An 18,997-nucleotide genomic window follows, 5' to 3' on the forward strand; every position below is an offset into this window, starting at 1 on the left:
TAAATTGGCGTTGTCGCAAGGCGAAAGAGAGGTATTGGCATGGAATGGCTATCGCACTACTGGTGGGTTATCGTACTGGTGCTTCTGCTCGGTATCTTCCTTAATGTAATTAAGGATTTGAAGCGTATTGACCCGAAAAAGTATATGGCAAATAAACCGGATCTTCCCCCGCATCGTGACTTCAATCATAAGTGGGATGACGAAGACGATTTTCCTAAGAAAAAGCCTTAGTTTTCCCTCGTCCCTCTTCAGTGGGAGAGGGCAAATAGTTGATCTGGCTCTATCTCTCCAGGAGAGGGCTCTTATATCGATCTCGCTCTGACAATCTTTCAGGGTGAGATCTATAAGTTGCTGAGGTTTCCGTTCACCCAAGCGTTTGGTTTTTCCATGTAATAACGGCTTACGGTGAACGTGCCATGGGAATTACGCCATTCCCCTGGCGACCCCGGCGCCCGGCAAGTAAATCGCCGCTAAAGCGGTAAACCCCAGTTTTTCCCCAACATTCAGGGTCGTTCGCGACTCGTTCCTGACGATCGCTCTCTCACGTGGTTCCCGACCACGTGACCCTGACTGTTGGGGAAAAACTGGGGCGATTTAAGCCGGGAACAAGAGCGTTGCTGTAAGTTTCAGGAATATTGTAGCGTTGGCTTTGCTGAAAAATATAAAGCAATGCCGTGCAAAAGTAATAATACAGAGTGGAAGCAAGGGTTTTGGGTCCGGCTTAAATCGCCTCCCTTTTTCCTGATTTTTAGGGTCGAGCCGTCGGGAACGGCGAGAGGTTGTGATCCGTCGGGAACGAGTCACAACCGGCCCTAAAAATCAGGAAAAAGGGAGGTTTACCGCTTGCGGCGATTTATTGCCGGGAGCCGGGATTCGAAAGGGTGTGGCGGCGAACACCCTTTCGACGTTCACCAGTTCGGTTACTGCATAGAACACTGGGCATCGGGTGAACGGAAACTCCCGAAACTGACAGAGTGAATATCATCTGCACTCAACTGAAATTTATGACTAAGAGGCAACCCCTGCACGGGATTCCCCTCTACAGAAATTCAACAATATCGTCGTCTTTTGGCGTACTGCCGCTCAGTGCCTCATCAAAATAGTGCTTCGGCACCGTATAACGCAGATGATCCAGGGCAATCTGAATACTACGGTCATCAATCGCATGCCCTAAATCGTCAATCACATCCAGCGTCACATCGCCACCCGCCTGCGTTAATGCTTCCGACGCATCAAAAGCGTGTTTAACGTCCACAACCTTATCGTCATCGCCATGAATTAAATGGATGGTGGTTAAGGTTGAAGCGGTTTTTGGCAACTGCGCATAACGTCCGTTAAACGCCACGACGCGCGAAGCGAGCCCTGGCTCGGCTTTTACTCCCTCAAGCGCCATGATTGCCCCTTGCGAAAAACCAATCAACGCCGTCGCATTCGCCGTAATACCGCTCTGTTTTTGCCAGTGGCGCACCACTTCAATAAACGTCGGCATAATGGCGTCTACTCGCTGCTGGCGATTTTCTTCGCTAACACCCGCCACGGAAAACCATTCGCGCCCCTGATACGGGCCGCTTGGAGCGGGGCCGCCAATACTGACCACCAGCGCATCAGGAAAATGCGGCGCAAACCAGCTCCCGATTTCACCCATTGCAACGGGGTTATCACCAACGCCATGAAACAAAAGCAGCAGTTGTTTTGCAGGTGCCGCAGGGCTTTGGACAACAAAATGATCATGTTTCATGGTTTTCTCCTCACGTTTATGGCGTTGACTATACGCTGGCTATCCGTGATGACCATGGCATTTGATTGAACGACTTAGTGGAAAAATTGCAATTGCAAAAGCCGGTTTTTCAGGGCAATGCTTTGTTGCTCATCGCATTTTTCCAGCGCCTTTTGGGCTTCCTGGCGCATCACCGCCAACAAAGCCTTGCGCCCGGAAATCCGCCATTGCTGGCAAAGCACATCCACGCTCAGGCGTTGTTGTACCCGCCCGCGCAAAGCATTGAGCGGCAGATCGCAGGCCAGTAATAAACGATTTAGCGAACCTAAACATGCCTCCAGCGGGCGATGCCCGAAGGCGAAACCTGCGAGTTCCAGCCAGTCATCACTGTTTAGCGTAGCCTCTTCGCAAGAAATAACCGGTAATGGATGGTCAATCCACGGCTGTAACCAGTGAATATCCCGCTTTAAGCGCTGTTGTTCGTGGCGGGTTAGCGCCTTCCCACGCTCAGTTAGCGGGAGTAACGCCATCGCCGCATAACACCCGCTGCTGGCCTCACGATGGCTGCCGACACGCACCAGTACGAAGCCACAACTTTCCCAAAAGCGCCAGAGTTCATCGGTGAAACCAAAGCTGACCGAGAGATAATCGGCGGCGAACTGCGCCTGCGTTTTCACATAAGCGATCATCTGCTGGCCAATTTGCTGACGCTGACGTAACGGATGCACCGCAATTCGGCTGACGCGCAACCCTTTAAGCGTTGCGGCTAGCGGGCTACCGCCGTGTGCCGCCAGCGATTGTGCAACTAAATTCCCCCGAGGGCGCCTGAACCCCGCCCACACTGCCTGGCTCAGATTTTCATCAAGGCCCCCCTCTTCCACAAGCCAGGTTGCACCGAGAGTCTCTTCCTTGCTGATAGCGGCGATAAAATGCTGGCCTGGTGCATCAAGCATCCGCCGCCAGTCCAGCGGAGTCGTACGGTAATGTGCCCCCGAAAGGAGACGATACATCTGTTGCAGTTGAGCCGAGGGCTGCAATTCATTGCTACGTTCAATGGTTTGCAGGGAAACCGTGCCTGAGGCCGCCGTGGAAATATCCGGTTCATCAAACAGCAAAATGGCGTCGATGAGCTTTTCCAGCGGATCGTTCACCGCCCAGCGAATCGGCGTGGAGAGTGTGTAGCGCGTTAAGGTTTCAAGGCTTGCACAAAACTTCAGAACAAATCCGCGCCCGGTGCCTTCGTAGCCCTGAACGGTGGTTGTGAGTAACACTCGTGGGAAATGGGAAATAAGCCTGCGCAACTGCGGCGCGGGAATAGCAGCGGCTTCGTCAACGATCAGCCAGTCCGCCTGATAAGCGTCGGTATTAGCAAGCAGCGCATCCGGTGCGACAAAGTTAAAGTGCTCGCCAGCGTGCCCGGCAAGCACATCAGTGGCGGCTTTTCCCGGCGCGGTAACCAATCCCTTGCCTGCAATCTGGCGCAACAACATGCCCGCCAACGCAGATTTCCCACGGCCTCGTGGAGCGGTAACAACGGCTACTCCCGCAGGCATCTCTAAGAGCGCATCCAGAATGGCGGCTTGTTCGTCAAACGGCGCACCGCTCGCGGCATGCCATAAAGGGCGCGGTGTGAACACAGGAATGGATAACGGTTGATGCTGCAACCATCGCACACATTCGCTATCGGCGCGGATGCAGTGCTGCAAATGGGCGATGAAATGAGGTGTTGGGATAGCTTCAGATTGCTCGCTCCAGCGGTTCGAGTCGCAATCCGGCTGCATCAGCCAGTCGTCCCACGAGGGAGCAAGAACTACCAGCCAGCTTCCGGCTTTTAACGTGCCCGCAAGGGCTGCCAGCGCCTCAGCATCAAGCCCGTCTCGCGCATCAAAAACCGCGTGCAGAAACTCACGCCCCAGCAAAGTGCGCATAGCAGAGGTGGCGCAGTGAAGAGGTAATTCAGGCGCAGCCCCAACCCAGAGCCAGTCTCCCGGCAGTTGACGGGTAAGAGCGTGAACTTGCTGACTGCTCCACGCCCTTTCGCCCGCCATGACTATCATCCGGCGAATGCCCACATTGGCCATGCTGGCGGTGGCTTGCCTGAGCTGTTCCATGGCTTAAATCCTTGTTACATCAAGTTATTTGGTGGTGTTAGCAAAGGTGTTGCATTGCGCCGGATCGCCACTGTCAAACCCACGTTTAAACCAGGTATAACGCTGCTCTGAGGTGCCGTGAGTGAAGCTGTCGGGCACAATATGGCCTTGCCCCTTCTGTTGAAGACGATCATCACCAATCGCTTCGGCGGCGTTCAAGGCTTCCTGTAAATCTCCGGTATCCAACACTTCTTGTTTTTGCATGCTGTTACCCCACACGCCCGCGAAGCAGTCTGCCTGCAGTTCCATTTTTACGGAAAGGCGATTTCCTTCGGCTTCGCTTGCCCCCTGCTGGAGTTGACGAACTTTTGGCTCGATGCCTAAAAGCCGCTGGACATGATGCCCCACTTCATGAGCGATGACGTAGCCCTGAGCAAAATCGCCGTCTGCGCCCAGTTTGCTTTTCATTTCATCGTAGAAGGAGAGATCTATGTACACGGTGCTGTCAGCCGGGCAGTAAAACGGGCCCATAATCGACTGGCCGGTGCCGCAGCCGGTGCGTGTGACGCCCCGATACATCACCAGTTTTGGCTGCTGATAAGTACGGCCCATTTTCTGGAAAATTTCACCCCAGGTGTCTTCCGTTGTCGCGAGAATAACCTTCGTGAATTTCGCCGCTTCGTCATCATTCGGGCTGACAGAGCGCTGGGAAGATTGCGGTTGAACAGGCTGCCCGCCTGACAACATGGAAGTGAGGTCAACGCCGTAATAGCCCGCTACGACGACGACAATTAACAGGATGATGCCGCCTTTGCCACCCGGTAAGCGAAACCCGCCACCTCCCCCGCCGAAACTTGGGCCGGAAGAGCTGTTTCGTCTGTCTTCTACATTGTCGCTTTCACGACGACCTTGCCAACGCATAGCCGACCCCTTTATACACAACTTGTAATCAGTAGATCGTAGGTGGTTAACTTCAGAATTACCATAAGAAACAAGATGTGAAAAAGCCGAATGTGAAAACACATCCGGCTTTAGGGGAATACGGATGAGGAATTAGTCTAATTTAACGCCAAGACGGTGCGCAACTTCTTCATACGCTTCAATCAGGCCACCCAGGCTCTGGCGGAAACGGTCTTTGTCCATTTTATCGAGCGTTTCTTTATCCCACAGGCGGCTACCGTCTGGAGAGAACTCATCACCGAGGACAACTTCGCCGTTGAATAAACCAAACTCCAGTTTGAAATCAACCAGGATAAGACCTGCGTCATCAAACAGTTTGCTCAGAACATCGTTAGCTTTGTAGCTCAATTCACGCATGCGAGCCAGATTCTCTTTGTTCACCCAGCCAAAGGTTTCACAGTAAGATTCGTTGACCATTGGGTCATGCATCGCGTCATTTTTTAAGAACAGATCAAATAGCGGGGGATTAAGTTCAATGCCTTCTTCAATGCCCAGGCGTTTAACCAAAGAACCCGCCGCACGGTTGCGGATAACACACTCAACCGGCACCATATCAAGCTTCTTAACCAGCACTTCGTTATCGGACAACAGCGCTTCCATTTGAGTGGGAATACCCGCCTCTTCAAGTTTGGTCATAATGAAATGGTTAAACTTGTTGTTTACCATCCCTTTGCGATCAAACTGCTCAATGCGCGCGCCGTCTCCTGCTGACGTATCATTGCGGAACTCGAGCACCAACAGATCCGGATTTTCCGTGCTGTATACGGTCTTCGCTTTGCCACGATACAACTCAGCTTGCTTTTGCATCTTTCTTACTCCAGGTGTGATTTAACTAAAAATTCCGCTATTTTTTGCTACGCACACGTTTGCGTAGCCTGGTAGAAAAAAGGCCAGAAAGATCTGGCCTTAAAAATTACTTACTGAATGCAGCCTGGAATACGGCGACCAGAGCATCGTTCTGAGACTGCGTCAGCGTGTGACCTTTCGGATCGATGAACTGCAAGCTGCTGCGGTTATCGAGGTCGCCCACTTGCAGCTTATAGTCGCCGCTCACAAGGCCTGGGTCTTTCGCCCCCAAATCTTGCCAGTTGCTGTCAGACAATGGTTTGTAGGTTACCGCCATGCTGCCTGTAGAACGCGTGGAATCGGTGACTTTCATGCCCACTTTTTCAAGCGTTGCAGGTAAGCGACTCCAGACTACGTTGAACGGGCCGCGCACAACGAGCATCGGCAAGCCAGTGTCATCAGCGGCGCTTTGAACATCAAGCTGCGTCGCTGTACGGTTGTCTTTGGCGTTCTGCTGGTCGGTCTGGGTTTTATCCAGGCTTGCGCTGATGCTGTTGAGCATTTCTGCGCTGTAACGCTGCATAGATGCTGCGTCAGCAACCGGTTTACCCGCCTGCTCCAGATTCAGCAGCTTAACCACCACGGCTTGTTGATAGCCCTGCGGTTTCACACTGATTTGATAGCGCCCACGGAACTGTTGATCTTCATCAGCACGGTTCCATTGTACCCAGTCGGTGGTCAGGGTTTGGCTTGCGTCATCGCGTTTATCAATGCCGTAGTTTTTCGACTGAACGGCACTGACAACCTGCGGCCACAATGCTGCGTTGCGTGCGCTTTCAACCATCAGCGTTGCGGTATCCCCGGTAAACTGAGTGCGTGCGCCGCTGACCAATGCCAGAGGTTGAGCTGGCGGACGAATATCCAACTCTTTGCCTACTACGCCGCTGCCGTTGGTGACCGGAATATTATAATCACCATTCTGCACCGGCAGGATCATCCCCGCCGGGGAGTGGATTTCCGCGAGGGGTGCTGCATCCAGATAGGATTCGTCACCGCTAACCTGGCGCTTATAACGCTGGTCGGTGCTACATGCTGCTAACAGCATGGCTAACGAAACCACTGCAACTTTCGCCACCATCGACTTCTGTACTGAGTAAGCCATCAAATCTCCCTAAACTTTACAGCAAACCGGCGTGCTTGAGCGCGCTAATAATCACCGGGCGACTGGCTTCAGTCAGCGGCGTCATTGGCAGGCGCAAGGTATCGGTTGCCACAAGTCCCAACTCCCGACAAGCCCATTTAACTGGGATAGGATTGGGTTCTACAAATAATTTATTATGCAGCGGCATCAAACGTTTGTTGATATCGCGCGCTTGTGCATATTGCCCGTTGGCGGCCAGTTTACACACTTCTGCCATTTCACGCGCGGCTACGTTTGCCGTCACAGAAATGACACCGTGGCCCCCCAATTGCATGAAGTCCAGCGCACTGGCGTCATCGCCGCTCACCAGGATGAAGTCATCTTCAACCAGCTCTTTGATCTGGTTTACTCGTGTTAAGTTCCCGGTCGCTTCTTTGATACCAATAATATTTTTGATTTGCGCCAGGCGGCCTACGGTTTCAGGCAGCATGTCACAACCGGTACGAGACGGCACATTGTACAGCATCTGTGGCAGGTCTGTGCTTCCGGCGATAGCTTTGAAGTGTTGATACAGCCCTTCCTGGGTAGGACGGTTGTAGTATGGCGTAACGGTCAGACAGCCGACAATACCGCTGTTTTCGAAACGCTTAGTCAGGGAGATAGCTTCAGAAGTGGCATTGGCGCCAGTCCCTGCGATAACCGGAATGCGACCGTCGGCCAGTTCCAGAGTCATCAGTACCACATCACCGTGCTCTTCATGGCTCAACGTTGCAGACTCTCCGGTAGTACCTACCGAGACAATCGCCGACGTACCGCTGGCAACATGGTAATCAATCAGTTTTTTAAGGCTTGACCGGCAGACATTACCTTTCTCATCCATCGGCGTCACAAGCGCGACAATACTTCCAGTGAACATTGGCCATCCTCTGTGCTAACAAGTGTCTCAATGGTACGTTTGGTGCATGATCAAAAGCAAGTGACCAAGTGATGCCGTACGGTTGTACGCAAGTTTTTTTTATGCTTTCCTTATGTTAACTCACCGATTCACAGGAAGAATACGTTTGACTCCCTCACCACACCATTATTTGGTCATCACGGCCCTAGGGGCAGACCGGCCTGGTATTGTTAATACCATTACCCGCCATGTGAGCAGTTGCGGCTGTAACATTGAAGACAGCCGCCTCGCTATGCTCGGTGAAGAGTTCACGTTTATTATGCTGCTCTCAGGCACCTGGAATGCGATAACCCTGATTGAATCGACGCTTCCGCTTAAAGGTGCTGAGCTGGATTTGCTGATTGTGATGAAGCGCACCACCGCGCAAGAACGCCCGGCAATGCCCGCTACAGTCTGGGTGCAGGTGGAAGTCACCGATTCACCCCATTTAATCGAGCGCTTCACCAATCTGTTTGATATTCACCATATGAATATCGCCGAACTGAGTTCACGGACCCAACCCGCTCAGGATGGTAACCCCGCGCAGCTATATATTCAGATCACAGCGCACAGCCCTGCCTCTCAGGATGCGAGCGTGATTGAAGATGAGTTCAAGGCCCTCTGTACAGAACTCAACGCACAGGGCAGTATTAACGTTGTGAATTATCCACAGCAAGATGATTAAGACGGAGAGTTGTAATGAGCCCACTGAAAGCCGGTGATAGCGCACCGAAATTTAGCTTGCCCGATCAAGACGGCGAGCAAGTAAATTTGACCGACTTCCAGGGACAGCGCGTTCTGGTTTACTTCTACCCGAAAGCGATGACGCCAGGCTGTACCGTGCAAGCGTGCGGTTTGCGCGACAACATGGACGAGTTGAAAAAGAGCGGTGTAGAAGTGCTGGGTATCAGCACTGACAAACCAGAAAAACTGTCACGTTTTGCCGAAAAAGAGTTACTTAACTTCACGCTACTTTCTGACGAAGACCATCAAGTTTGTGAACAATTTGGGGTTTGGGGCGAGAAATCATTCATGGGGAAAACTTACGATGGTATCCATCGCATTAGCTTCCTGCTGGATGGCGAAGGGAAAGTTGAGAAAGTCTTTGATGATTTCAAAACCAGCAACCACCACGACATCGTAGTGAACTGGCTGAAAGAAAACGCTTAATTGCGCTGAACGTAAAAAAGCCGACTTTACGTCGGCTTTTTTGTGTCGGATGGCGCTACGCTTATCCGACCTACGGCTCTTCGGTAATCAGCCCGTCAGGCCAGGCATGTACCACCGCTTTAATCAGCGTGGCGAGCGGTATGGCAAAGAATACCCCCCAGAATCCCCACAGGCCGCCAAAAATCACTACCGAGAGAATAATCACTAACGGGTGCAGGTTTACCGCTTCAGAAAAGAGCACCGGCACCAGCAAGTTACCGTCCAGCGCCTGAATGATTAAGTAAACTGCAAACAGCGTCCAGAATTCAGGGCCAAGACCAAACTGGAATAACGCCACACAGACCACCGGAATGGTAACCACAAACGCGCCGATATAGGGGATCAGCACCGAGAACCCCACAAGCACCGCCAGCAGCAACGAGTAGTTCAGGCCAAACACCACAAAACCGATATAAGTCACCACGCCCACAACCAGCATTTCCAGGACTTTGCCACGGATATAATTGGTAATTTGCTGGTTCATCTCAACCCAGACCTGGCCCGCAAGCCCTCGATTTCGGGGTAAAACGCGGCGCACAGCATTCAGCATTTGCTCTTTGTCTTTCACGAGGAAGAACACCATCAGCGGAACGAGCACCAGATAAATCGCGAGCGTTAGCAGCCCGACTAATGAAGCGAGCGAGTATTTTACGACCTGGTCACCCATCCCCATCATGCGACCACGCATATTTTCGGCCATAGCATCAATGATGCCGGCATCCACCAGCGCCGGGTAACGCTTCGGAAGTGTGGCTGCAAAATCAGACAGTTTGTTGAGCATTCCAGGCATATCGCGAATCAGGTAAATACCCTGCTGCCAGGCGACCGGAGCAACGACCAGTACCATCAAAAGTAAAATACCGACGAATAGCACCAGAACAATGATGGCCGCCCAGGTTCGCGAGCAACCGATACGCTGGAGGCGCGCGGTGGGCCACTCCAGCAAATATGCCAGCACAATCGCCACCAACAGCGGCGCTAACAGTCCGTGGAAGAAGAACAGGATAACAAACCCTGCGACCAGAATAACCAACAGCGCGATAGCCTCCGGGTCACTAAACCGTCGTCGATACCACTGCAACAACATCTCAAGCATACATCCCTTCCCTGACTGCATTGTGCGATGAGAGATTGTAGCGAAATGTCACTATAAAGACTTCGCTTTTTAACTCTGTTCCATGGCGGTTTAAAATTGTCGCAGATAAGATAGGTTTCACTTATCTCATGGGCTACAGTTCATCTTTGTGTGCGAACAAAACCATGTAATACATGTCAAAGATTAACTTTGATTAAACAGGACAGGACGTATGTTCAAGCAGTTGAAAAAATCGCTGGTTGCAACACTGATGGCAGCTTTGCTCGCGGGCCCTGCAGCTCCCGCCTTTGCGGATGTTACCGATCAACTGCCTGATATGGGAACGTCAGCAGGAAGTACCTTGTCGATAGGCCAGGAATTGCAGATGGGCGACTATTATGTTCGTCAGCTGCGAGGCAGTGCCCCATTAATCAATGACCCCTTACTTGTGCAGTACATCAACAAACTCGGTATGCGGCTGGTCAGCCACGCAAACTCAGTCAAGACACCGTTCCATTTCTATTTGATCAACAATGACGAAATCAACGCTTTCGCCTTCTTTGGCGGCAACGTGGTGCTGCACTCTGCATTATTCCGCTACGCCGATAACGAAAGCCAGCTCGCCTCGGTTATGGCGCACGAAATTTCGCACGTCACGCAGCGTCACCTGGCGCGCGCAATGGAAGATCAAAAAAAGAATGCGCCCCTCACCTGGGTTGGGGCATTAGGTTCTATCTTGTTGGCGATGGCCAGCCCGCAGGCGGGTATGGCGGCATTGAGTGGTACGCTCGCGGGAACGCAGCAGGGCATGATCAGCTTTACGCAGCAAAACGAACAGGAAGCCGATCGCATCGGGATTCAAGTGTTGCAGCGCTCCGGTTTTGACCCTCAAGCGATGCCCACTTTCCTTGAGAAACTGCTCGATCAGGCGCGTTATTCCTCGCGTCCGCCAGAAATTCTGCTGACTCACCCGTTACCGGAAAGCCGTTTGTCAGATACACGTAACCGCGCCAATCAAATGCGTTCGGTGGTGGTGCAATCTTCCGAAGACTTTTACATGGCAAAAGCGCGAACGCTGGGCATGTATAATTCAGGCCGTAATCAGCTCACCAGCGATTTGTTGGATAGCTGGTCGAAAGGCAACATTCGCGAACAGCGCGCAGCCTCTTACGGGCGTGCACTTCAGGCGATGGGGGAGGATAAATGGGATGAAGCCCGTAAACTTTTACAACCGCTGCTTACCGAACAACCGGCTAATTCATGGTATCTGGATTTAGCCACCGATATTGACCTTGGGCAGAAGAAAACCGCCGACGCCATTAACCGGCTGAAAAATGCGCCAGGCCTGAAACAAGATCCCGTCTTGCAGCTTAACCTTGCCAACGCCTATGTTCAGGCAGGCCAGCCTAATCAGGCGGCAACCATTCTGAATCGTTACACGTTTGCACATCCGGATGACAGTAATGCCTGGGATTTGCTGGCGCAAACCGAATCCGCACTGGGTAACCGTGACCAGGAACTCGCCGCACGCGCCGAAGTTATGGCGTTAGTTGGCCGTCTCGATCAGGCCATTTCACTCCTCAGCAGTGCCAGCGCACAGGTGAAACTGGGCAGTTTGCAGCAGGCTCGCTATGATGCGCGAATCGATCAGTTCCGCGAACTGCAAAAACGCTTCCTTCAGTATTCGAAGATGTAACAGGAGTAATAAGAGTCATGACCGTTTCTATTTATCACAATCCACGCTGCTCAAAGAGCCGTGAAACGTTGAGCCTGCTGAAAGCCAATGGCGTAGAACCCGAAGTGGTGTTGTATCTGGACACCCCACCGGATGCGGCCACCATCAAATCCTTACTGAGCCAGTTAGATTTTGCCAGCGCACGCGAACTGATGCGTCAGAAAGAGGATTTATATAAAGAGTTAAATCTGGCGGATGATTCGTTAAGCGAAGAGCAATTGATTCAGGCGATGATCGACAATCCAAAGCTGATTGAGCGCCCGATTGTGCTGGCGAATGGCAAAGCAAGGATTGGCCGCCCGCCGGAATCAGTGCTGGAAATTTTGTAATGCGCAAAGAATGTCGGATGTCGCTACGCTAATCCGACCTACAAGAAAGCCGTTGTGGGTGGATTAGCACAAGTAACATCCACCAACGGCTGCAATTTAAAGCCCTAAAATCTCTTTCACAAACGGGATTGTCAGTTTACGTTGCGCGGTGATAGAGGCGAGATCGAGTTGATCGAGCGTCATAAATAACGTGCGCATTTCGCGGTCCAAACGCTTTAGCAGAAAACGACCCACGTCTTCTGGAAGCTCAAATCCGCGCAGCCGGGAACGCAGTTGCAGCGCCTGGAGTTTGTCATCATCAGACAAAGGTTGCAGCTTATAGATTTGGCCCCAATCAAGACGCGATGCCAGATCGGGCAATTGCAAATTAAGCTGACGTGGGGGACGATCGCCGGTGATCAGCAAGCGTGTTTTCCCTGATTCCAGAATGCGGTTGTAGAGATTAAAAATCGCCATCTCCCACATTTCGTCGCCCGCGACACATTCGATATTGTCGATGCATACCAGCGAAAGTTGTTCCATGCCGTCGAGCACTTCAGGCACAAACCAGGTGCGTTTATCCAGCGGCACATAGCCGACCGCTTCGCCCCGTTGCGACAGTTCCGCACAGGCGGCGTGCAGCAAATGGCTGCGCCCTCCTCCTTCCCGCGACCAGAAATAGATATAGCCGCTGTGATCCTGGCGGAGCACAGACTGGAGGGCTGCGAGTAAAGAAGGGTTATCACCCGGCCAGAAACTTGCAAAAGTTTCGTCATCAGGCAAATAGAGTGGCAGTGAGAGCTGTGCCGGCGTATTCAGAATTACCTCAACCATAACAGGCAGAAAAACGCAGAGATTCTATCACAGAATTGGAAGCCAGGAGAACCGGGCGATCGTGCCGCCCGGCTTAACGCTAAACTACGATTTTACTTCGTCTTCTTGCGCATCCAGCACCACTTCTTCCGGGCGCAGGATACTGATAAGTTTGAAGATAAGGCTCAGGCCAACACCTACGATAGTCGCCAGCGCCATCCCTTTCAGTTCAGCAGCGCCGATGTGCACTTTCGCGCCACTCACGCCGATGATCAAGATAACGGAGGTTAGGATCAGGTTTTGCGTTTTGTTGTAATCAACTTTTGATTCGATTAGTACGCGAATACCGGATGCACCAATCACGCCGTACAGCAGCAGAGAAACGCCACCGATCACCGGGACGGGGATGATCTGGATCGCCGCCGCCAGTTTGCCTACGCATGAAAGCAGAATCGCCAGAATCGCGGCGCCGCCAATAACCCAGGTAGAATAAACTCGGGTAATCGCCATGACGCCGATATTCTCACCGTAAGTGGTATTTGGCGTAGAACCGAAGAAACCGGAGAAGATGGTAGAAATGCCGTTGGCGAACATCGAACGATGCAGGCCTGGGTCACGAATCAAATCCTTCTTCACGATATTCGCCGTCACCACCAGGTGACCAACGTGCTCGGCAATAACCACCAGCGCTGCAGGCAGGATGGTGAAAATCGCAAACCATTCAAAACGCGGCGTGTAGAACGTTGGCAGAGCGAACCAGTGCGCTTCAATAATTGGCTTCACATCCACCACACCCATTGCAAACGACAGCGCATAACCCGCCAGCACACCGATAAGAATCGGGATAATCGCCAGGAAGCCACGGAACAGCACGGAACCGAAGATGGTGACCGCCAGCGTGACCAGCGAAATAATAATGGTGGTGGAATCAGGAGAGGTGCCATCAGCAGGCAGCAGCCCCGCCATGTTTGCCGCAACACCTGCCAGTTCAAGGCCGATGACTGCAACAATCGCGCCCATTGCCGCCGGAGGGAACATCACATCCAGCCAGCCGGTACCCGCTTTTTTGACAATCAGCGCAACGATACAGAACAACACGCCGCACATAATAAACCCGCCCAACGCCACTTCATAACCTAACGGCAACAGCAACAGCACTGGTGAAATAAACGCGAAGCTCGAACCCAAATACGCCGGGATTTTGCCTTTGCAGATAAAGAGATACAGCAGCGTTCCGATCCCGTTAAACAGCAGCACCGTCGCCGGGTTAATGTGGAACAGGATTGGCACCAGAACGGTGGCACCAAACATGGCGAACAGGTGTTGCAGACTTAACGGTATCGTTTGCAACAGGGGCGGTCTTTCACTCACCCCAATAGCGCGGCGTGTCATGTTGTTTTCCTCAGAGTCTATTTTTTAGAAATAACGGGTCGAACAAATCAAAAAAAAGCCGACTATCGAAGTCGGCTCATTTTATTATTTAGTACCAAATATCTTATCACCGGCATCGCCGAGGCCCGGAATAATGTATCCGTGCTCGTTCAGGCCCTGATCGATAGAAGCAGTGAACAGCTCTACGTCCGGGTGCGCTTTTTCCAGCGCGGCGATACCTTCAGGTGCTGCCACCAGAACCAGCACCTTGATACTGGTACAACCGGCGTTTTTCAGCAGGTCGATGGTAGCAATCATAGAGCCACCGGTTGCCAGCATTGGGTCAACCACCAGCGCCATACGTTCTTCAATGTTAGAAACCAGTTTCTGGAAATAAGGGACTGGCTCCAGGGTTTCTTCATTACGATAGATACCCACAACGCTAATACGTGCGCTTGGAACGTTTTCCAGAACGCCTTCCATCATGCCCAGACCGGCACGCAGAATTGGCACAACGGTAATTTTCTTGCCTTTGATCTGATCAATTTCTACCGGGCCATTCCAGCCTTCGATAGTTACTTTTTCAGTTTCCAGATCCGCCGTTGCTTCGTAAGTTAGCAAGCTGCCAACTTCTGAGGCGAGTTCACGAAAGCGTTTGGTGCTAATGTCGTTCTCACGCATCAGGCCCAGCTTGTGTTTGACGAGTGGGTGTTTGACTTCCACGATCTTCATACTCTTTCTCCCCGAGATAGTTGGCCACCACAAAAAAAATCGCCGGATTATACCGCTTTTTTGCCATGAAGCCACCGCTTCGAGATCAACCTGGTGGGATTGAGTATATACAACAATAATTCATTCCCGCTGAATAAGGGGCTCGCAAACGTTTGCCTGCACTGTTAGAATTGCGGCGTTTTTTATTTCTAACCCATACACGGGGACTTAGCAGTGACCGACAAAACCTCTCTTAGCTATAAAGATGCCGGTGTTGATATTGATGCTGGTAACGCTCTGGTCGATAAAATCAAAGGCGTAGTGAAAAAAACCCGCCGCCCGGAAGTCATGGGTGGATTGGGCGGTTTTGGTGCGCTGTGCGCGTTACCTCAAAAGTATCGTGAGCCCGTGCTGGTTTCCGGCACCGACGGTGTGGGGACGAAACTGCGTCTGGCGATGGATTTAAAACGTCACGACACTATCGGCATCGATCTGGTCGCCATGTGTGTGAACGACCTGGTGGTACAGGGCGCTGAGCCGTTGTTCTTCCTCGATTATTACGCCACCGGCAAACTTGACGTCGAAACAGCATCAAGCGTGATTACCGGTATCGCCGAAGGCTGTCTGCAATCGGGCTGCTCATTAGTCGGCGGGGAAACCGCTGAAATGCCGGGCATGTACCACGGTGATGATTATGATGTTGCTGGTTTTTGCGTAGGCGTGGTCGAAAAATCTGAAATCATTGACGGCTCTAAAGTCGCCGATGGCGATGTGCTCATTGCACTGGCCTCAAGCGGCCCACACTCCAACGGTTATTCTCTGGTGCGTAAAGTGCTGGAAGTTAGCGGTGCAGATCCTCTGACGACCGAGCTTGAAGGCAAACCGCTGGCCGATCATCTGCTCGAGCCAACGCGCATCTACGTGAAATCCATTCTGGAATTGATTGAGCAAAATGATGTTCACGCCATTGCTCACCTGACCGGCGGCGGCTTCTGGGAAAACATCCCGCGCGTTCTGCCAGATAACACTCAGGCTGTCATCGACGAATCTTCATGGCGCTGGCCTGCGGTATTCAACTGGCTGCAACAGGCAGGGAATATCAGCCGTCACGAAATGTACCGCACCTTTAACTGCGGCGTCGGCATGCTGATTGCTCTGCCTGCGGCCCAAGCGGATAAGGCGGTTGAATTCTTGAACGCCAAAGGTGAAAACGCGTGGAAAATCGGTAGTATCAAAGCTTCTGATTCCTCTGAGCGTGTGGTTATTGAGTGATGAAACGCATTGTGGTGCTAATTTCCGGTAACGGAAGCAACCTTCAGGCCATTATTGACGCCTGCAAGATTAAAAAGATTAACGCCACTATGGCGGCGGTGTTCAGCAATAAGGCCGATGCTTTCGGCCTTGAACGCGCCCGCGAGGCCGGTATTCCGGCCCACGCACTCACCGCCAGCCAGTTTGCCGATCGCGCCGCTTTCGACCGCGAATTGATGCATGAAATCGACGCCTACGCGCCCGATCTGGTTGTTCTGGCGGGATACATGCGCATTCTGAGTCCGGATTTTGTCGCACATTATTCTGGTCGTCTGATCAATATCCACCCTTCCCTGTTGCCGAAATATCCCGGCTTAAAAACGCATCGTCAGGCGCTGGATAACGGCGATGAAGAGCACGGTACCTCGGTGCATTTCGTTACGGATGAACTCGACGGCGGGCCGGTTATTTTGCAGGCGAAAGTCCCGGTGTTTGAAGGTGACGACGAAGAGGAGATAACGGCGCGGGTGCAGCATCAGGAGCATGCTATTTATCCGCTGGTCGTCAGTTGGTTTATGGAAGGCCGTCTTGAAATGCGCGGCAACGCCGCCTGGCTTGACGGCAAAGCATTGCCACCGCAGGGGTATGCGGCAGAAGAGTAATTTAAGGGGCTACGGCCCCTTTTTTAATGCCCACGTCAGGCGATGCACCAGCTTCAGAGCGGCCAAACGCGACACTTTGCGTTGCGTCGTTGGACATTCCCCGCCAAAGCTCGCCATAATGTCAGACGTGACGGCATTTTTACGTCCACGAAAACGGAGTGTGAGGGCTAATGGGTCAGGATAAGCTGTATATCGAAAAAGAACTGAGCTGGTTGTCTTTTAACGAACGTGTGCTCCAGGAAGCAGCGGACAAAATTAATCCGCTGATTGAGAGAATGCGTTTTCTCGGCATCTATTCGAATAACCTTGATGAATTCTACAAGGTCCGTTTCGCTGAACTTAAACGGCGCATTCTGATCAGTGAAGAACAAGGTACGGCTCCAAATTCGCGTCATTTACTCAATAAAATTCAGGCGCGGGTACTGAAGGCCGATCAAGAGTTTGATGGTCTGTATAACGATCTGCTGCTGGAAATGGCGCGCAATCAGATCTTCTTGATCAACGAACGCCAGCTTTCTCCCAATCAGCAAAACTGGCTACGCCACTATTTCAAACACTATTTGCGCCAGCACATCACGCCAATTCTGATTAACCGTGATACCGATCTGGTGCAGTTCCTCAAAGATGATTACACCTATCTGGCGGTGGAGATTATCCAGGGGAGCGATATTCGCTATGCGCTGTTAGAAATCCCGTCAGATAAAGTCCCGCGCTTTGTGAATCTGCCGCCGGAAGCACCACGCCGCCGCAAGCCGATGATCCTGCTGGACAACATCCTGCGCTACTGCCTGGACGATATTTTCAAAGGTTTCTTCGATTACGATTCGTTGAATGCCTATTCCATGAAAATGACCCGCGACGCAGAATATGATCTGGTGACTGAAATGGAATCCAGTTTGCTGGAATTGATGTCATCAAGCCTGAAACAGCGCCTGACGGCGGAGCCGGTGCGCTTTGTTTATCAGCGCGATATGCCTGATGCGATGGTAGAAATGCTGCGTAACAAGCTGACCATCACCAATTACGATTCCATCGTGCCCGGTGGTCGCTACCATAACTTCAAAGATTTCATTAGCTTCCCGAACGTTGGCAAAGCGAATTTAGTCAACAAACCGCTGCCGCGTCTGCGTCATATTTGGTTCGACAAATTCCGTAACGGCTTTGATGCAATCCGTAATCGTGACGTGCTGCTTTATTACCCCTATCACACCTTTGAGCACGTGCTGGAATTGCTGCGCCAGGCCTCATTCGACCCAAGCGTACTGGCGATTAAAATCAATATTTACCGCGTAGCGAAAGACTCGCGCATTATTGAATCGATGATTCATGCGGCACACAACGGTAAGAAAGTTACCGTCGTTGTGGAGCTGCAGGCGCGCTTTGACGAAGAGGCCAATATCCACTGGGCGAAGCGCCTGACGGAAGCGGGTGTACACGTCATCTTCTCCGCGCCCGGCCTGAAAATTCACGCAAAACTGTTCCTGATTTCCCGTAAAGAAGGTGAAGAAGTGGTGCGCTACGCCCACATCGGCACCGGTAACTTTAACGAGAAAACCGCGCGTCTTTATACCGACTATTCGCTGCTGACCTGCGATGCGCGCATCACCAATGAAGTGCGTCGGGTATTTAACTTTATCGAAAATCCCTATCGCCCGGTGACCTTTGAGCACTTGATGGTTTCCCCGCAAAACTCACGCCGCCTGCTCTACGATTTGGTCGATAAAGAAATTGCTAATGCACAAAATGGCGAGCCGTCTGGCATTACGTTGAAACTGAATAACCTGGTCGATAAAGGCCTGGTTGACCGGCTATATGCGGCCTCAAGTTCCGGTGTGAAAGTGAATCTGCTGGTGCGCGGCATGTGTTCGCTGATCCCTAATCTGGAAGGCATTAGCGATAATATTCGTGTCATTAGCATTGTTGACCGTTACCTGGAACACGACCGTGTGTATGTGTTTGAAAACGGCGGCGATAAGAAAGTTTACCTCTCTTCTGCCGATTGGATGACGCGCAATATTGATTATCGAATTGAAGTTGCCGTCGCCATTCTAGACCCGCGCCTGAAACAACGGGTGCTGGATATCATTGAAATACTGTTCAGTGATACGGTCAAAGCACGCTACATCGACAAAGAACTGAGTAATCGCTATGTGCCACGCGGCAATCGCCGCAAGGTGCGCTCGCAACTGGCGATTTACGATTACATTAAATCTCTGGAACAACCTGAATAACGC

Annotated in this window: 18 protein-coding genes; 8 read left to right on the top strand and 10 right to left on the bottom strand. The window is 51.9% G+C overall.

All coding sequences use genetic code 11. The features are described from left to right. The first annotated feature begins 39 nt into the window (after positions 1-39). Positions 40-231, top strand: a complete 192-nt coding sequence (locus AB1E22_RS03890; protein ID WP_367594170.1) for a YpfN family protein — start codon at positions 40-42, stop codon at positions 229-231. A gap of 808 nt (positions 232-1,039) precedes the next feature. On the opposite strand, the gene ypfH is transcribed toward AB1E22_RS03890, so the two are convergent. The 6 genes from ypfH to dapA form a co-directional block, all read right to left on the bottom strand. After that, positions 1,040-1,738 carry an esterase gene (ypfH, locus tag AB1E22_RS03895; protein ID WP_367594171.1) on the bottom strand — a complete coding sequence of 233 codons (699 nt, stop codon included), beginning with the start codon at positions 1,736-1,738 and terminating at the stop codon, positions 1,040-1,042. Between the two features lie 74 nt (positions 1,739-1,812). Then, the gene (locus tag AB1E22_RS03900; RefSeq protein ID WP_367594172.1) at positions 1,813-3,828 is read right to left on the bottom strand and encodes a tRNA(Met) cytidine acetyltransferase TmcA; all 2,016 of its coding nucleotides are present in this window, start codon (positions 3,826-3,828) and stop codon (positions 1,813-1,815) included. 24 nt (positions 3,829-3,852) lie between these two features. Next, the gene (gene ypfJ, locus AB1E22_RS03905; protein WP_367594173.1) at positions 3,853-4,728 is read right to left on the bottom strand and encodes a KPN_02809 family neutral zinc metallopeptidase; all 876 of its coding nucleotides are present in this window, start codon (positions 4,726-4,728) and stop codon (positions 3,853-3,855) included. A 132-nt stretch (positions 4,729-4,860) separates the two neighbouring features. Beyond that, entirely contained in the window at positions 4,861-5,574 is a 714-nt protein-coding gene (purC, locus tag AB1E22_RS03910; RefSeq protein ID WP_367594174.1) for a phosphoribosylaminoimidazolesuccinocarboxamide synthase, read from the bottom strand. Positions 5,575-5,680: 106 nt separating this feature from the next. Next, positions 5,681-6,715: an outer membrane protein assembly factor BamC gene (gene bamC / locus AB1E22_RS03915; RefSeq protein ID WP_367594175.1), complete on the bottom strand. Its 1,035-nt coding sequence runs from the start codon at positions 6,713-6,715 to the stop codon at positions 5,681-5,683. 16 nt (positions 6,716-6,731) lie between these two features. Next, positions 6,732-7,610, bottom strand: a complete 879-nt coding sequence (gene dapA / locus AB1E22_RS03920; RefSeq protein WP_367594176.1) for a 4-hydroxy-tetrahydrodipicolinate synthase — start codon at positions 7,608-7,610, stop codon at positions 6,732-6,734. A gap of 145 nt (positions 7,611-7,755) precedes the next feature. Between dapA and AB1E22_RS03925 the strand changes: the two genes are divergently transcribed. Together AB1E22_RS03925 and bcp are read left to right on the top strand one after the other, a co-directional pair. After that, positions 7,756-8,313 (top strand): glycine cleavage system transcriptional repressor, encoded by a 558-nt coding sequence (locus AB1E22_RS03925; protein ID WP_367594177.1) that lies wholly within the window; start codon positions 7,756-7,758, stop codon positions 8,311-8,313. A gap of 14 nt (positions 8,314-8,327) precedes the next feature. Beyond that, the gene (bcp, locus tag AB1E22_RS03930) at positions 8,328-8,798 is read left to right on the top strand and encodes a thioredoxin-dependent thiol peroxidase (RefSeq protein WP_367594178.1); all 471 of its coding nucleotides are present in this window, start codon (positions 8,328-8,330) and stop codon (positions 8,796-8,798) included. 70 nt (positions 8,799-8,868) lie between these two features. Here the strand turns inward: bcp and AB1E22_RS03935 are convergent, their stop codons facing one another. Then, positions 8,869-9,933 carry an AI-2E family transporter gene (locus AB1E22_RS03935; RefSeq protein ID WP_367594179.1) on the bottom strand — a complete coding sequence of 355 codons (1,065 nt, stop codon included), beginning with the start codon at positions 9,931-9,933 and terminating at the stop codon, positions 8,869-8,871. A gap of 211 nt (positions 9,934-10,144) precedes the next feature. On the opposite strand from AB1E22_RS03935, the gene bepA reads away from it, so the two are divergent. After that, positions 10,145-11,608, top strand: a complete 1,464-nt coding sequence (gene bepA, locus AB1E22_RS03940; protein WP_367594180.1) for a beta-barrel assembly-enhancing protease — start codon at positions 10,145-10,147, stop codon at positions 11,606-11,608. A gap of 17 nt (positions 11,609-11,625) precedes the next feature. Further along, a complete protein-coding gene (arsC, locus tag AB1E22_RS03945) occupies positions 11,626-11,976 on the top strand; it encodes an arsenate reductase (glutaredoxin) (RefSeq protein ID WP_367594181.1) in 351 nt (116 codons plus the stop codon). Between the two features lie 96 nt (positions 11,977-12,072). Here the strand turns inward: arsC and AB1E22_RS03950 are convergent, their stop codons facing one another. The 3 genes from AB1E22_RS03950 to upp form a co-directional block, all read right to left on the bottom strand. Continuing rightward, positions 12,073-12,774 (bottom strand): DnaA inactivator Hda, encoded by a 702-nt coding sequence (locus AB1E22_RS03950; protein WP_367597321.1) that lies wholly within the window; start codon positions 12,772-12,774, stop codon positions 12,073-12,075. Positions 12,775-12,873: 99 nt separating this feature from the next. Continuing rightward, the gene (gene uraA / locus AB1E22_RS03955; protein WP_367594182.1) at positions 12,874-14,160 is read right to left on the bottom strand and encodes a uracil permease; all 1,287 of its coding nucleotides are present in this window, start codon (positions 14,158-14,160) and stop codon (positions 12,874-12,876) included. 84 nt (positions 14,161-14,244) lie between these two features. Further along, the gene (upp, locus tag AB1E22_RS03960) at positions 14,245-14,871 is read right to left on the bottom strand and encodes a uracil phosphoribosyltransferase (RefSeq protein ID WP_034459132.1); all 627 of its coding nucleotides are present in this window, start codon (positions 14,869-14,871) and stop codon (positions 14,245-14,247) included. A gap of 213 nt (positions 14,872-15,084) precedes the next feature. Here upp and purM point away from each other — a divergent pair, with 213 nt between their 5' ends. From purM to ppk1, 3 genes are all read left to right on the top strand, one after another. Further along, the gene (gene purM / locus AB1E22_RS03965; RefSeq protein WP_367594183.1) at positions 15,085-16,122 is read left to right on the top strand and encodes a phosphoribosylformylglycinamidine cyclo-ligase; all 1,038 of its coding nucleotides are present in this window, start codon (positions 15,085-15,087) and stop codon (positions 16,120-16,122) included. Beyond that, entirely contained in the window at positions 16,122-16,763 is a 642-nt protein-coding gene (gene purN, locus AB1E22_RS03970; RefSeq protein WP_367597322.1) for a phosphoribosylglycinamide formyltransferase, read from the top strand. The genes purM and purN overlap by 1 nt, the downstream gene beginning before the upstream one ends. Positions 16,764-16,933: 170 nt before the next feature. Then, the gene (gene ppk1, locus AB1E22_RS03975) at positions 16,934-18,994 is read left to right on the top strand and encodes a polyphosphate kinase 1 (protein WP_367594184.1); all 2,061 of its coding nucleotides are present in this window, start codon (positions 16,934-16,936) and stop codon (positions 18,992-18,994) included. The last annotated feature ends 3 nt before the right edge of the window (positions 18,995-18,997 follow it).

Origin of the sequence: Buttiauxella gaviniae, assembly GCF_040786275.1 — a bacterium.
Taxonomy (GTDB): domain Bacteria; phylum Pseudomonadota; class Gammaproteobacteria; order Enterobacterales; family Enterobacteriaceae; genus Buttiauxella; species Buttiauxella gaviniae_A.